We start from the raw sequence: 14,274 nt of genomic DNA, 5'->3' as shown, positions 1-14,274 counted from the left end.
TTACTTGGCTACGAACCGATCATACCGCTTTTCAAGTTGATTTTGGAATAACGATAGGATAAAACAGATGACCCAATAAATTAGTCCTGCCTCTGTATATAACAACAGAAAATCAAATGTGCGGGCGGCAATTTCCTGTGCTTGACGAAATAACTCCGCAACTAAGATAAGCGAAGCTAATGAGGTATCCTTAACTAAGCTTATAAAGCTATTTGATAAAGGCGGAATCGAAACCCTTGTAGCCTGCGGAAGAATAATTCTTCTTAACGCCATTGATCTCGTCATACCAATTGTAAATGCTGCTTCCCATTGCCCTTTAGAAATCGATAAAATAGATGCCCGAACAATCTCCGAAGCATAAGCACCAACATTCAGTGTAAACGCAATAACTGCACTCGGAAATGGATCGATTGTTACTCCAATAGAAGGTAAACCAAAGAATATAATAAATAATTGCACCAATAGTGGCGTCCCTCGAATTGCCGATACATATACCACTGCAGGAATCCGCAAGATCCTTGATTTTGATAGGCGCATCATAGCTGTTAATAAGGCAACGAGTAACCCTAATATAAATGCAATAATTGTTAATGGAATCGTATATTTAACGGCACCTAAAATCATAGGGAGGAGAGAATTAACGAATAACTCCCACGCTCCCATACCTTGATACGAAACTGTAGCATAAATCATACTATTTAGTTGAAACATCTTCACCAAACCATTCAGATGAAATTTCAGCTAGTGTACCATCTTCACGCATCGCTGCTAGTTGTTCGTTGATAGCATCTACTAATGCTTCATTTCCTTTATTAAATGCAAATGCCATTTCTGAAACATCGTCAGATTCGGCAACAATTTTAATACTTTCATCACCCTGTTGCTTGGTATACTCTAGAACAGCAAGCTTATCGTTTACCGTTACATCAGCACGTCCCTGTTTAATTAATTCAATTGCTTGAGCAAGACCTTCGATACCAATTAACGTAGCACCATTTTCTTCTGCAGTTGCTGCGTAGTTACTTGTTAATGATTGTGCAGACGTTTTACCATCTAAGTCTTCAAATGATGTAATGTCATTATTCTCTGCTGGTACAACAACAACCGATGAAGAATACGTGTATGGTGTTGAAAAATCATAGTTTGCCAGACGTTCTTCATTAATACCAACCTGATTTGCAATCAGATCAAATCGCTCGGAATTAAGACCCGCAAACATGGAATCCCACTGTGTTTCCATAAATTCAACCTCAAGTCCCAAACGATTAGCAACTTCTTTGATTACCTCGACATCATAGCCAGTTAATTCGCCTGCCTCATTGTGGAAGGTAAAAGGTGCATAAGTTCCTTCCGTTCCCACGGTTAAGACCCCTTTCTCCATTACTTCATCATAAAGATTTGCAGTTGAATCTTGATCATTTGCTGCTTCATTATTTCCCTCTTCATTATCTGAACCACATGCCGCAAGTAGAGCTAGTAGTAATAATAAAATACCTAAAGTAATTTTTTTCATGTTATTAACCCCCAGTAAGTTTATCGGAATTATCAAGATACCACGGTTTCAAGATATTGTAAACGAATTTGCTTTTTAGTATTTACCTTTTTTTAGAAAACAAACAAAGTAGTTGCAATCTGGCTATATAAAAAAAGCATTAAACGAAAATATGTTTAATGCTTAGAACTTCATTATTCTGCTTCCGCCACTCGCTTTACACGTTCCACAAATTGGACTACAACCTTATCACTGTTTACTAGTTTCAATAAAATTTTTAAAAACCATTTTAATGGAGTGTTTGTTGTCGTATACCGAAAATAGGTCTTGTTATTCGCTAGTTTTCTTACCTCATACGTGGTTGTAATTTCAAACATATTCGCTAATGTGAAACCTACCTTCATTTTCTTAAAGTCTATCTCATTTTGATAGAAGAGTGTCTCTACATCATACTCTTGAACACGCTTGCCTTCGCGATACTTCTGACGATAAACCGTCCCTATCCCATCTTTCGTCTCACTGATTAATTGATTTTCAACCACGTTTGGCATGATTTTTTGCATATCCTGTAAGGAGCCTTCAAAAAGCTTCCATACTTGATCAATTGGTGCATTAATTTCCGCATCCTTAGTCCATTCCTTCATTGGAAAATTACTCCTTTAAGCATTTAATAATTTCATTCTATCATAAGTATACATTACAAGAGGAACAGCATATTGCTTTTCCAATTCAAATCATATACTATGTTAATTGAAAATGATTATCAATCGCAAAATGTACGTTAATCCAACAAAAGAGGTGGTTATTCATGCAAGTTTTAAACGAACAAGCATTGCTTGCTGATGTCATACGAGAGCGGCGTTCCATAAAAAAAGGCTATACTAAACAGCCTGTACTAAAAGAAACGGTCATTGAATTATTAGAGGTTGCGATTTGGGCGCCTACCCACGGAATGAGGCAGCCATGGCGATTTCTCTTTGTAGGTGAAGAGCAACAGAAGCAATTTGCGAAACAGATTGCCAGCACCTATCCAGAGGAACGCCAACAAAATCGTGAAGCTTACTTAAATGAACCAAGCGCGATTCTAGTCATGATCATGCAGTCAGGCGAAAACCAGAAGCAACAGGATGAAAATTTCGGTGCAACTGCTTGCATGATTCAAAACTTCCAGCTACTAGCTTGGGAACAGAAGCTAGGTGTCGTTTGGAAGACCAATCCTCATATCTATGACCCTACAGTTGCAAAAATGCTTAACGTACAGGATAACGAAAGAATTATCGGATTCCTGCATATGGGGTACTTTGATGAACTTCCAGAGAATAAAGAGCGTATTCCAGTAATTGATAAATTCTCTACGTTTCACGTGGGATAAAATAAGCGTCTTGTCCGTTTTTTGGACAAGACGCTTATTCTTTATTCCCACATGGTGCTCTTTAATTTTGAATCATTTTGATGACGTTCAATTGCTAAGTCAATTAATCGACTAATCAGTTCAGAATATGGGACCCCACTAATTTCCCAAAGCTTCGGATACATGCTAATTTTTGTGAAACCAGGAAGTGTATTTACTTCATTAACATATAGTTGATTATCCTCGGTTAAGAAAAAGTCTACTCGTGCTAATCCTTCACACTCTAATGTTTTAAATGCTTCAATAGCAGCTTCTTGGACCAGTTTAATTTGCGCATCGGTTAGGTCGGCTGGAATAGCTAAGTCAGCGCCTTTTTCATCGATATACTTTGATTCATACGAATAAAAGTCCGTATTTGGCAAGACTTCTCCTGGAACAGAAGCGATTGGTTCATCATTTCCTAATACGGCGCACTCGATTTCACGTCCGACAATATTTTCTTCAATAACAATTTTATGATCATATTGGAATGCTGATTCCACCGCAGCATCGAATTCTTCTTTTGTAGTCACCTTGCTAACCCCTACAGATGAACCTTGGTTAGCTGGCTTGATAAACATTGGGGTACCTAAGTATTCACTTGCTTTCTCAAAACTAATATTGGGCAGGTTCACTCGTTTTACCGTTATACCCTTAGCAACGTTAATTCCCGCAGCATTTAATAATCTTTTGGCAATGTCTTTATCCATGCATACGGCTGAACCAAGTACATTCGGACCTACAAAAGGTAGGTTTGCTAAGCGAAGCATTCCTTGTAGACTACCATCTTCTCCAAGTGTTCCATGAACAATTGGAAATACAACATCAAGCTGTTCCAGTACACCAGCATTTTCAGCATGGATTAGCTGATTATTTGCACTACCAGGGACAATCGCAATATTATCCTCGGATTTATTTAAAGCAATTAATTTTGGATTTTCAGCATGTAATAAATAAGAAGATTGATCATTTAAATGCCACTTCCCCTCTTTATCAATACCTACTAACACAACATCATAATTATCCTTATCAATTGCATCTACTATATTTTTGGCAGATTGAAGTGAAACCTCATGCTCTGCAGATTTACCACCAAAGATAATTCCTACTTTAGTCTTTTTCAATTTTGGACGTCCTTTCCATTTACAAACTAAAAAATGTATAGCCATTTTATCAAAAAGCTTTCCATACAATTAAAATAGCATAGATTGGCTTGTTTTTAATAGTAGCAAAACAAAAAAATGAGAAGAATATTTCCTTATACCTATATAGGGTATATCATATTTAATTTCACATCGGAATATAGTTAATACTGGACAACCAACCTATGATTGGAGCTAATCGAATGACCCCTACATTAATCCTAATTCTTTCATGTAATTTGTTACAAGTTATTGGAATTTTCTTTTGGAATACCTACTATCGCAAAGAGCTGACACCGATGCACGGAATGGTCGTATCCATGACACTAGGGATGACGACAGGTACTTTATTTGGACTAATACTAGGAATGATGCTGAATGGTGAATTATTTACTTCGACCATCATTGCTATCTTAATCGGCTTAACGATTGGTTATTTAGCTGGCTTACCCTTTGGCATAGTTGCCGTTATTGATGGGGCTGTTTCAGGCTTAATGGGTGGCATGATGGGTGCAATGCTTGGCGAAATGATGCCGATGGCCAATCCAGATGCCTTCTTCAAATTAGTAGCATTTTTCATTATGCTGCTATTACTAATTGTTCAATATGCGATGGAGCATTCCATTAAAACCAACAACGCACGCGTTCTATTTTCCATCTCAAAACATCCATATGTCTATCTTTTTGCCATTGTTATTCTATTTTTCCTACTAAAAAATGTTGACGTTATCACGATAGAATCTCATGATCATCGCTTTTGAAAAACGCGAATACGGATTTGTATCCATGCAAAAATTAGCACGATACCAATGATATTCAAATCTACTGAGATATCATTCCGAGTTGTCGCCTTAGTTAGAGAAGAAGCTGTATGGGTTTGCGCTCTTGCAACAGCAAGGCCATTAGTTGTTTTAGTTGGAGATTCTAGCGACATTTGAGCAGTTAGCACTGCTCTATTCTCTAGTTTCCTGAGCTCCACAGCTGGATTTCCATGTGTATCTACTAGTTGATTGTTTTCGAATTTAAAATGTTCAAATCCATAATCTAATAATGTTACTGTATCTTCATAGGAACCTGATTGGTTTGGCGAATTCAGTATAATAGCTATTAAGCTCAAGCCTTCTTGTTCGGCAGTTGTCGCAAGTGTAAATCCAGCTTCCTCAATATACCCTGTCTTTCCACCAGTAATTCCTGGATACGGCGTTTCTCTTAGTAGTTTATGATGTGTATAAGCTCGTATCCCAGTCCTTTCCATCCCACTCGTATGCCCCCCTTCATAGGGGTATGTCGGCGTTGCCCGCTAAGGGCGGTTCTAGTCGACCTTCCTTCTCCATAAAGCAGATATTGACTTATCGTACGAAGGTGAAGGAAGTCAGTTAGTCGTTGGCGCCTGGAGTTAGACATAAAAACAAACATCACGTCCTTTTATTTTAGTAGACAGATATTACGAACATGTTAAATTAACCAACCTGTAATGCTTATTTAACATTGTTATCTATTCGTAAATACTTCGATAAGAAAAGTGCCCGACGCCTGCTTCTAAATCTAGACATCTTTTGACATATAAAAGAAGCCAGTGGCTAGCTGGCTACAAGATTCATAGGTTGTCGGGCAAAAATCTAGTAATGCCCTATGAGTAGATTAGAATAAAGTATTCCAATATTCCTTATCAGTGTTGGCAATTGACTTGATTGAACCACACATTTTTCTATTATTTCCAGGGTATCTTCCTTATTTTTACTAGAAATAGACTATTAAACAAGCATGATAGATATTCCAACATAGATTGTAGTGTATTAAAAATTTAACAGATAAGGAGAGATATAGCATGAGTTGTTCACATGGCAAGCAATCCGGTGAATGCGTTTGTGATGTTGTTCGAAAAATTGTAGCCGCTCAAAATGAAGTTGCTGCTCAGGCTCAAGGCGACTGTTGTAACACAGGCTGCCATCGTGCTATCGAACAATTATTGTCACCAGCAACCGCCCCAATCGTTGACGGCCCAACAACTATTCCATTCCTACTGTATTGTAAAGGCGATTGTGATCTATTCTTTGCAACAGGAGTCTCACAGAGTAACGGAGATTTTGAGTGTATAGAGTCTGCCGTATTCAAAGCGAAGCAATTCAAAAAAGGCTGTTGTGTTGAGCTAGAATTACTGGAATTCGAAACAGATTCTGTTGGATCTACTGTCTTATCAAATCACGATGCTTGTGACTTCATCCCAAACAATACAACAGGTAATTTTGTGGAATCTGGAATTTGTATTACAGTAGATTTACACCACTTTATTGCAATCCAATGTCTAGCTCCAACAACACCAATTGCACAAGTCTCACCAATTGCAAACAATAACCACAAGCACTACTAATGCAAAGAACCTAGATCCGTTAGAATGGATCTAGGTTCTCCTTTTTCAATCTATAGTGCTAGTGCTATATATCAACAAATTATTTTAGAAATGGTACTATAACTCTCTTCGCATCGCTTTTAATACATCAATTTGTGTCGCGCGTTTTGCTGGACGCATTCCAGATAGAATGGTCACGATTAAACAAATTCCAACCGCAATTAATACGAGACTCCATGGGATAGCAGAGAACTGTAATCCTTCTGGCATCTCTTCTCCAAATGCCGATTCTAATATTAATGGCAAGCCAAAATTCACAAGCACACTCGTCGCATACGCAACAATCGTTCCAATCACAGCGCCAATTATCCCGATATAACTGCTTTCTAATAGGAAAATTTGTTTAATGGTTTTCGGATTAGCTCCAATGGCTTTCATGATGCCGATATCAGGAGCACGTTCTGTCACCGCCATGGTCATCGTATTATAAATACCGATGGATGCAATGATTAACGCGATCGTACCAACAAGAATTAATCCTGCTTTTGCAATTGTGAAAAGCGTATTAATCTGCTTCATTTCACTTACAACCGAATACGACGCATAGTTCTCTTCATCCAGTTGATCGACAATCCCTTGTACAGACTCGAGGTTATCTGCAAAAACATGGACTTCATCATACGTTTCGGTTTGCGTAGTCTCTAAATCTTCTGGATCAATTCCCAATTCCCCACCTGGAGTCCCGGTAATTTCCTCCACCTGTTCAAATACGTCTTGTGAAATATAAACATTTACATCACTTGCCCATTCTTTTGTTGGTTTTTCTAATATACCAACAACCGTTAATGGAATTTCTTCTGTCGTTTCTCCTTCTGAATCCTTCTGAACAGTCATGGTAATTGTTTTCCCGACTAACTCGTCTGAATAACGAAATTCTTCCTTCACTTCTCCAGTTTCTTCATCGTAGATCTCATCTTCGTCCATATCAACTATTAGCTGTTCAACAAACTGATACCCGACAACTACCTCATTTGCCTTCTCTGGTAATCTTCCCTCTGAAAGTTCGAGTCCTGATTTAACCTCTGATGGAAAATGGGTTGAAACAGCTATTGTCTCTGCTTTGTAATTATCAATGGTATAACTAGGCATTTGTCGTAGCTGATTTTTTCTCGTTACAGCTTTTACATGATCTAGTTGTTCCAGATTTTCGATATCGTCCATTGTCAACGCTTGATAGTTTTCATCTACTTCTTTACCATACAAGTCAATCTCGGTAACAATTTGTTGCTCTAGCATGTCATCTACAACACTCTGTTGTAACCCATAGCCTACTGAAGCTAATACAATCAGGAATGCACATCCCATTGCCGTAGCAAGGATCGTCATGAAGGTACGTACTCTGTTTTTCTTGATGTTTTGCTTAATAAAGCGAAATTGATCCATTAACTTCATAGCACTGCACCACCTTCCATTAGGCTGCCATCTTTAATGGAAATAGTACGATGACCAATTCGAGCAACTTCCTCGTCATGGGTAATGATTAAGAAGGTGATCCCTAATTCTTTATTTAGATTCTGGATAATTTCTAAGATCTCTGTTTCTGTTTCACTATCGAGGCTACCTGTTGGTTCATCGGCAAGGATAAGCGCAGGTTCTAACACTAATGCCCTGGCAATACTAACCCGTTGCTGTTGTCCCCCAGAAAGTTCACTAGGGTAATGTTCCTTAAAGGCTACCAATCCTACTTTTTCCAGTAATTGATCCACTATTTCTTTTCTTTTCTTCTCACTTTCTCCCCTTAAAATTAATGGGAGTTCAATATTTTGATAGGCGGTCATACTCGGTATTAATTGAAAGCTTTGAAAGATAAACCCGATATGATTCAAGCGAAAATCCGCAAAACCCGATTCGGTCAAACTCGTTACATTTTGACCCGCAATCCATATCTCACCTTTTGTTGGATGAATAAAACCGCTGATTAAGTTTAAAAGCGTCGATTTCCCCGAGCCGCTTTTTCCAACAACCGAAACGATTTCTCCTTTTTCCACTTGGAAGGATATATCCTTCAGGACAGGTAGGATTGTCTTCTGCCCTTTTTTCCCTAATTCAAATTGATGACTTAGTTCTTTGATTGTTATCAAAACTTCTCCTCCAATGATTAGTTGATTATCATGTCGTATACAAATAATATTTCCTCAACATTTTTAGGTAGATTCTTCATTTCTATTTCACCTTTGTATAACAGCTCACCAGAATCAATATCACCTACATAAATATTCATTGGATTCTGCTCGTTATTTGACATCTCAACAACATAGAGACGATTATCCACGATTCGAATAGTAGAATTGAAGACATCTTCATATGGTAGTTCAAACGTTTGATTGATTACTTCTGCTTGTGTATCCATATCATAACCAACCACTTTCAGACCTGTTTCTGTTAGAACTGTAAAAAGTGCTGTCCCATTATAGATACTGGATGTTGCAGTTGAATAAAAAGAATCTGTTTGAATAGCCGCTTTGATTTCCTCGGACAACTCCAATTCAGTCCGTTCTTTTGCCTCAACATCATAGACGAATACTTTACGCTCTGTAGTGGTATTCACAACTGATTGTGTTACATATTCACCATTTTCTTTTACCTGATTCGATACCATATCTTCCGCTTCATTAACTGTTGATTCTATAAATTTTTCTTCTACAAATAACAGATATTTTTGTTTGCCAATCTGATCCCGATTATTTAGATCGGCAATGTTATACCAACCGTTTGAAGCTTCTATATCAGCGATTGATAGGTTGCTTATCGTCTCATCACCTATCAGCTGTTCCGCTTCCAAATCAAAGATATACATACGAAGTGATGTCTCGTTTTCCTGTGAACGATAAGCTTCAGTACGTGTTATCACCTGCAGATTTCCATCTATTACTTGAACATCCCAGACTTCCATAAACGATACGTTCCTCTGATCTGGCACATTAATTTTAAGGGAAGTTGTTTCCTCTGATTCTTTATTTAAAACAGTAATATCAAATGTAAAATTCTCCTGATAAACCGATGTAAAGTTTCTTTTTGATTCAATCGTTGCATAGGCAACAAATGAATCATCTTCAAAATACAGCGCAGGATCTCCCTGCTTGCCGCGCATGAAGTTTCGGTAACTATCTCTTAGTGTTGTTAAAGCATCCATCGTAAAAGTAGTAGGATCGATTTTTTTAAAATAGGACTGTTCTTCTTTATAAGAAATTCCATCTAATGAAACTTTGAATGTACCGTGAAGATTGGTTGGATCAGAGTAATCCCCCAAAAGCGTCAACCCTTCTACCGCAGCTTCGTCCCCACTTATTGTTTTCATAACCAATTCAGGATACTGCTTACTAGCAAGCGCTGAATTGATATAGAAGGTTGCTAATACGACTACAATAACCAATACTATCGAAAGTAATTTCCAATATCGCTTTAGTATCATCTCATCACACCCTTATCTTCTTGTTAAGCAAGTAATTACTAGTCCATATCGTTCCTGCAATAACAATTAGTCCAGTAATCACAGCTAAAATGAATAACTCAATTGGATAAAAGAATTCCTTTAAAACAAACGCTTGAACTAGGAATGGTGATAGAAAAACCACCGCTGCTAGCCCGGCAAACAAAGCACCTAGCAGTATTCCTTTCCAACGAAAGCTTCGTTCCATTAGAATTGCTGTAAACACGACTAGTACTGCCATAAAACCAATTCCATAATTAATCATAAATTGGATGAATGAGTCCGGATAAAGAACCTGGAAATTGTCGAAGCTATTAATCATTTGCGCAATCGTTAAATCCAATCGCACTTCAGATGGAACCAATACGTTCATAAGACTTCTCTCAATCGATAAGAATACAAGTTGCAACGCAATTAGCCCTAGCACCATCAAGAATATTGACGTTGCTTTTGCTAAAAACACATTAATACGGGCTGTTGGTAGCATGAATAAACGGTAAGCAAACGTATTTTTCCCAAACCAATCACGGTACCAGATAAAGAATATATAGATGAAAATAGAAGCCGCACTAAGGGCAATAGGAGCGAAAAACCAAAAGCCACGCGTGATATCAGCAAACGAGAAAGCTCCCCGTTCCATTAAAAATTCCGCTTGCGTCGTGCCACCTTTCATTACCTCTTCCAGTTCTCCCATATAACCATTTGCCCCAATTACAACACCAATAAGCTGTAATACCAATGTAAGTCCGATTAAGACAAGATATATTTTAAAGAAACGACTTAATTCAAAATTAACTAGCTTTAGATAGCGATTCATGCTCGGTACACCTCTCTCATGACATCAATTACCGATTTCCCTTCATTTTCACGTACCTCTTCGGCATTGAATTCCTTTAATACAACACCTTCATCAAGCAAGACGACCTTATCAATTAAATGCTCAATATCATTTATTTCGTGGGTGGTTATAATAACGCCTCGGTCCTCCACTAAATGAGACGTGAACACTTCTGCGATTTGTTCCCTGCTGAAAATATCGATTCCAGAGAAGGGTTCGTCCATTAGGATATAATCCACATCCATCGCCAGTCCAAGCATCATATTAACCTTTGCTGTGTTCCCTTTTGACAATGTTGAAATACGATCAGTTGGATTCAATTTAAAAAACTGAAGCATTTCATCTGCCCGCTTCTGATTCCAAGTATTATAAAAATCGGCCATGAACTGCATCGCATCCGTTATCCGCATTTGTGGAAGCATGGTGATTGCATCTGGAATGAAGGTTATTTTTTCATAACTTCCTTTATGAATCCTTTCTCCATCAATTAAAATTTCACCAGAACGAATCGGCGTAAGTGCCATAATTGCATTTAGAATGGTTGTCTTCCCAACTCCATTGATTCCAATTAAGCAGGTGATTTCCCCTTTATTCGCTGTAAAGGAGACCCCTTTTAATACGTTCTTCCTACCAAATTTCTTCGTCACTTCGTTAACTTCAATCATGCGTTCCCCTCCTGTTCATCGCGGGTTTTCGTATAATTATCTTTCACTAATTGCAGTGCTTCGTCTAATGGAACATTGATGGATTGAACGGATTCGATAAATGAATCTACCGCTCCAAGTATCAATTCTTCTCGTACCTTTTTAATGACCGTTTCATCTTTTGTAATACGACTTGGTAAATTTCGCTCCGTAAATATCAACCCTTGTTCCTCCATTTCCTTATATGCCCTTTGTGCTGTATTCGGATTTATTTTCAACTGGTTTGCTAGTTCCCGGCGAGACGGTATTTCTTGTCCTGCTTCAAAACCACCAGTAGCAATCTGTTCTTTAAAATGCTGAACAACCTGTACATACACCGGATCTCGATTGTTAAACGTTACATTCATAGCGACAACTCCTATTTTTCATGGTGACTCCACTTCTCTCTGTATTATCCACTTAATACACCAACCGCAAAAAAAATATGTATTAAGCCCTTAGTACACCTCTACGTGTATTATATGTGCAATACACTTTAGAAGTCAACAGTAATTTCGATCCTTTTTTCCAAATAGCTTCGGATGACGGTTTGTTCTGATAGGTGGTATGATGAATAACGTATTTATCATTTCGTTATAGAAATTTACTAGATAGAAGGGGATTAATATGAAGCTCATATCATGGAATGTCAACGGACTACGCGCATGTGTCCGCAAAGGCTTTTTAGACTATTTTAATGAAATAAATGCTGATATATTTTGTGTGCAGGAAACAAAGCTACAAGCTGGACAGATCGACTTAGATTTAGATGGTTACTATCAATATTGGAACTATGCAGAGAAAAAAGGTTATTCTGGTACAGCTGTATTCACGAAGAAAAAGCCAATTTCCGTAACATATGGGGTTGGTGAAAATGAAACACAGTCTGAAGGTAGAATTATTACGTTAGAATTTGAAGATTTTTACTTAATCAATGTGTATACACCAAACTCTCAGCGTGATTTAGCACGACTCGATGTGCGCTTGGAATGGGAAGATGCCCTATTCCAGCACATAAAAGAGCATGACCAACGAAAGCCTGTCATCTTATGTGGTGACCTAAATGTTGCCCATAACGAAATTGATATCCGAAATTACAAGACCAATTACGGAAATTCAGGGTTCACCGTGGAAGAACGCGGAAAAATGACGCGTTTTCTGGATGCCGGATTTATCGATACACTTCGCTATTTCCATCCAGATACTGACGGAATTTATACTTGGTGGTCTTATATGAAAACCGTTCGCGAACGGAATATCGGATGGCGGATTGACTATTTTATCGTATCGAATCGCTTGAAGGATCAGCTCGTCGATTCAGAAGCTCATATGGCTGTACTAGGAAGTGACCATTGCCCGATTGCACTGGAAATGAACGTATAAGTATACGCAAGCATTCCAGCGTATAAGAGATAACTTACTATGCTAAAATGATGGTAGAAAAAGATTCAAATTGAAGGGTTGATATCATGGAAAATTCAAATGCAATTAAACTAACCTCTTTATCATCAAAAGGTGGATGTGGCTGTAAAATTGGCCCTGCCGATTTAGCCCAAGTATTACGTAATCTCCCCACTCCAATCGCAGATCCCAATTTATTAGTTGGGCTGGATACGAGTGATGATGCCGGTGTTTATAAACTAAACGATGATATTGCACTCGTACAAACACTCGACTTCTTCACACCGATTGTCGATGATCCGTACGATTTCGGCCAAGTAGCGGCAGCTAATGCAATTAGTGATGTTTACGCAATGGGCGGGAAACCACTTACTGCTCTTAATATCGTTGCTTTCCCAATTTCCATATTGGATAAAAGCATATTATCTGAAATACTACGTGGTGCAGGAGATAAATTAAAAGAAGCAAATGTTACACTAGTTGGTGGGCATTCAATTGATGATAATGAACCAAAATTCGGTCTAGCCGTGACCGGAGTTGTCCATCCTGATAAAGTACGAACCAATGCAGGAGCAAAACCAGGTGATAAGCTTATTTTAACCAAACCAATCGGTGTTGGGATTTTAACAACCTCGATTAAAAAGGATTTGCTAACAGTTGAAGAAGTTAAACGTGTAACCGCAGTAATGGCAACCTTAAATAAAACCGCAGCAGAAGTAATGGAAAACTACGATGTTCACGCAACCACAGATGTAACAGGATTTGGGCTACTTGGACATAGCTCAGAAATGGCTATCGGCAGTGATGTCGGATTAACCATCTATTCTAAAAACGTACCTATATTACCTCGCGTCCGGGAATTAGCAGAGGCTGGCTCCATGCCTGGCGGGACTAAAAACAACTATAAACATATCGCGGATGTTGTTACGTATCCAGAGGAAATGGATTCAATTGATCGTCACATTTTATGTGATGCCGTCACATCAGGCGGACTCCTCATCTCTGTAAACGGCCAAGAAGCTGAGAAATTATTAGCTGACTTACAAGCTAAAGGCGTAGAAGCAAGTATAATTGGTGACGTAACCGCAGAAAACAAAGGGAAAATAACTGTTTTATAATGTTGAGAAATTAGAAGGTGTAAGTATGTTTCAGGATATTACATTACCTGAGTTGTTGGAAAAAAGAGCACAAGGAGAGCACACGATAGTCGATGTCCGTTCTCCACAGGAATTTGAGGAAGCAACGATTCCTGGTAGTATTAACATTCCTATTTTCACGAATGAAGAACGTGCAGAAGTTGGAACACTATATAAACAAGTAGGTCAAGAAGCAGCCAAAGAACGTGGACTAGAAATATTTTCACAAAAGCTTCCTACTTACATTGCCGAGTTCAAAAAAATTGATACCGCCATATCGGTATTTTGCTGGGAAGATGAAGTAACAAATGAAGAAGAAACAGAAGCTACTGACAACACGGCGCAAGAATTA

At 38.3% G+C, this 14,274-nt stretch carries 17 protein-coding genes; 6 read left to right on the top strand and 11 right to left on the bottom strand.

The features are described from left to right. From JF53_RS00085 to JF53_RS00075, 3 genes are all read right to left on the bottom strand, one after another. Complete coding sequence (locus JF53_RS00085; RefSeq protein ID WP_047980970.1) at positions 1 to 711, bottom strand: amino acid ABC transporter permease; 711 nt, start codon at positions 709 to 711, stop codon at positions 1 to 3. Beyond that, positions 695 to 1,513, bottom strand: coding sequence for an amino acid ABC transporter substrate-binding protein (locus JF53_RS00080; RefSeq protein ID WP_047980969.1), 819 nt, complete (start codon positions 1,511 to 1,513; stop codon positions 695 to 697). Before JF53_RS00080 ends, JF53_RS00085 begins: the two co-directional genes overlap by 17 nt. A 173-nt stretch (positions 1,514 to 1,686) precedes the next feature. After that, positions 1,687 to 2,136, bottom strand: a complete 450-nt coding sequence (locus tag JF53_RS00075) for an SRPBCC family protein (RefSeq protein WP_047980968.1) — start codon at positions 2,134 to 2,136, stop codon at positions 1,687 to 1,689. Between the two features lie 164 nt (positions 2,137 to 2,300). On the opposite strand from JF53_RS00075, the gene JF53_RS00070 reads away from it, so the two are divergent. Then, on the top strand, positions 2,301 to 2,864 hold the full coding sequence (locus JF53_RS00070; protein WP_047980967.1) for a nitroreductase family protein: 564 nt from the start codon (positions 2,301 to 2,303) through the stop codon (positions 2,862 to 2,864). Positions 2,865 to 2,905: 41 nt separating this feature from the next. On the opposite strand, the gene ddlA is transcribed toward JF53_RS00070, so the two are convergent. Continuing rightward, entirely contained in the window at positions 2,906 to 4,006 is a 1,101-nt protein-coding gene (gene ddlA / locus JF53_RS00065) for a D-alanine--D-alanine ligase (RefSeq protein ID WP_047980966.1), read from the bottom strand. Positions 4,007 to 4,227: 221 nt separating this feature from the next. On the opposite strand from ddlA, the gene JF53_RS00060 reads away from it, so the two are divergent. Next, entirely contained in the window at positions 4,228 to 4,785 is a 558-nt protein-coding gene (locus tag JF53_RS00060; protein WP_053071888.1) for a hypothetical protein, read from the top strand. On the opposite strand, the gene JF53_RS00055 is transcribed toward JF53_RS00060, so the two are convergent. Then, positions 4,773 to 5,279, bottom strand: a complete 507-nt coding sequence (locus JF53_RS00055; RefSeq protein ID WP_047980965.1) for a D-alanyl-D-alanine carboxypeptidase family protein — start codon at positions 5,277 to 5,279, stop codon at positions 4,773 to 4,775. The genes JF53_RS00060 and JF53_RS00055 overlap by 13 nt on opposite strands. A gap of 573 nt (positions 5,280 to 5,852) precedes the next feature. Between JF53_RS00055 and JF53_RS00050 the strand changes: the two genes are divergently transcribed. Then, positions 5,853 to 6,395, top strand: a complete 543-nt coding sequence (locus JF53_RS00050) for a CotY/CotZ family spore coat protein (protein ID WP_053071887.1) — start codon at positions 5,853 to 5,855, stop codon at positions 6,393 to 6,395. Between the two features lie 96 nt (positions 6,396 to 6,491). Here the strand turns inward: JF53_RS00050 and JF53_RS00045 are convergent, their stop codons facing one another. The 6 genes from JF53_RS00045 to JF53_RS00020 are packed head-to-tail and all read right to left on the bottom strand — an operon-like array spanning position 6,492 to position 11,753. After that, the gene (locus JF53_RS00045) at positions 6,492 to 7,826 is read right to left on the bottom strand and encodes an ABC transporter permease (RefSeq protein WP_047980964.1); all 1,335 of its coding nucleotides are present in this window, start codon (positions 7,824 to 7,826) and stop codon (positions 6,492 to 6,494) included. Continuing rightward, on the bottom strand, positions 7,823 to 8,515 hold the full coding sequence (locus tag JF53_RS00040; protein ID WP_047980963.1) for an ABC transporter ATP-binding protein: 693 nt from the start codon (positions 8,513 to 8,515) through the stop codon (positions 7,823 to 7,825). The genes JF53_RS00045 and JF53_RS00040 overlap by 4 nt, the downstream gene beginning before the upstream one ends. Positions 8,516 to 8,532: 17 nt before the next feature. Continuing rightward, positions 8,533 to 9,846, bottom strand: a complete 1,314-nt coding sequence (locus JF53_RS00035; protein WP_047980962.1) for a hypothetical protein — start codon at positions 9,844 to 9,846, stop codon at positions 8,533 to 8,535. A gap of 4 nt (positions 9,847 to 9,850) precedes the next feature. After that, a complete protein-coding gene (locus JF53_RS00030) occupies positions 9,851 to 10,681 on the bottom strand; it encodes a hypothetical protein (RefSeq protein ID WP_047980961.1) in 831 nt (276 codons plus the stop codon). Continuing rightward, the gene (locus JF53_RS00025; RefSeq protein WP_047980960.1) at positions 10,678 to 11,367 is read right to left on the bottom strand and encodes an ABC transporter ATP-binding protein; all 690 of its coding nucleotides are present in this window, start codon (positions 11,365 to 11,367) and stop codon (positions 10,678 to 10,680) included. Before JF53_RS00025 ends, JF53_RS00030 begins: the two co-directional genes overlap by 4 nt. After that, entirely contained in the window at positions 11,364 to 11,753 is a 390-nt protein-coding gene (locus JF53_RS00020; RefSeq protein WP_047980959.1) for a GntR family transcriptional regulator, read from the bottom strand. Before JF53_RS00020 ends, JF53_RS00025 begins: the two co-directional genes overlap by 4 nt. A gap of 259 nt (positions 11,754 to 12,012) precedes the next feature. Here JF53_RS00020 and JF53_RS00015 point away from each other — a divergent pair, with 259 nt between their 5' ends. The 3 genes from JF53_RS00015 to JF53_RS00005 form a co-directional block, all read left to right on the top strand. Next, positions 12,013 to 12,768 carry an exodeoxyribonuclease III gene (locus JF53_RS00015; RefSeq protein WP_047980958.1) on the top strand — a complete coding sequence of 252 codons (756 nt, stop codon included), beginning with the start codon at positions 12,013 to 12,015 and terminating at the stop codon, positions 12,766 to 12,768. Positions 12,769 to 12,854: 86 nt separating this feature from the next. After that, on the top strand, positions 12,855 to 13,904 hold the full coding sequence (gene selD, locus JF53_RS00010; RefSeq protein WP_047980957.1) for a selenide, water dikinase SelD: 1,050 nt from the start codon (positions 12,855 to 12,857) through the stop codon (positions 13,902 to 13,904). 25 nt (positions 13,905 to 13,929) lie between these two features. Continuing rightward, a partial coding sequence (locus JF53_RS00005) for a rhodanese-like domain-containing protein (RefSeq protein ID WP_269083289.1) occupies positions 13,930 to 14,274 on the top strand: 345 nt, incomplete at its 3' end.

The organism is Ornithinibacillus contaminans (genome assembly GCF_001038425.2).
Classification (GTDB): domain Bacteria; phylum Bacillota; class Bacilli; order Bacillales; family Amphibacillaceae; genus Ornithinibacillus; species Ornithinibacillus contaminans.
This window is presented reverse-complemented; position numbering and strand designations above follow the sequence as displayed.

Coding starts and splice junctions, on each gene's coding strand:
- JF53_RS00085 (WP_047980970.1), bottom strand. CDS start 711: ATGTTTCAACTAAATAGTATGATTTATGCTACAGTTTCGTATCAAGGT.
- JF53_RS00080 (WP_047980969.1), bottom strand. CDS start 1,513: ATGAAAAAAATTACTTTAGGTATTTTATTATTACTACTAGCTCTACTT.
- JF53_RS00075 (WP_047980968.1), bottom strand. CDS start 2,136: ATGAAGGAATGGACTAAGGATGCGGAAATTAATGCACCAATTGATCAA.
- JF53_RS00070 (WP_047980967.1), top strand. CDS start 2,301: ATGCAAGTTTTAAACGAACAAGCATTGCTTGCTGATGTCATACGAGAG.
- JF53_RS00060 (WP_053071888.1), top strand. CDS start 4,228: ATGACCCCTACATTAATCCTAATTCTTTCATGTAATTTGTTACAAGTT.
- JF53_RS00055 (WP_047980965.1), bottom strand. CDS start 5,279: ATGGAAAGGACTGGGATACGAGCTTATACACATCATAAACTACTAAGA.
- JF53_RS00050 (WP_053071887.1), top strand. CDS start 5,853: ATGAGTTGTTCACATGGCAAGCAATCCGGTGAATGCGTTTGTGATGTT.
- JF53_RS00045 (WP_047980964.1), bottom strand. CDS start 7,826: ATGAAGTTAATGGATCAATTTCGCTTTATTAAGCAAAACATCAAGAAA.
- JF53_RS00035 (WP_047980962.1), bottom strand. CDS start 9,846: ATGATACTAAAGCGATATTGGAAATTACTTTCGATAGTATTGGTTATT.
- JF53_RS00030 (WP_047980961.1), bottom strand. CDS start 10,681: ATGAATCGCTATCTAAAGCTAGTTAATTTTGAATTAAGTCGTTTCTTT.
- JF53_RS00025 (WP_047980960.1), bottom strand. CDS start 11,367: ATGATTGAAGTTAACGAAGTGACGAAGAAATTTGGTAGGAAGAACGTA.
- JF53_RS00020 (WP_047980959.1), bottom strand. CDS start 11,753: ATGAATGTAACGTTTAACAATCGAGATCCGGTGTATGTACAGGTTGTT.
- JF53_RS00015 (WP_047980958.1), top strand. CDS start 12,013: ATGAAGCTCATATCATGGAATGTCAACGGACTACGCGCATGTGTCCGC.
- selD (WP_047980957.1), top strand. CDS start 12,855: ATGGAAAATTCAAATGCAATTAAACTAACCTCTTTATCATCAAAAGGT.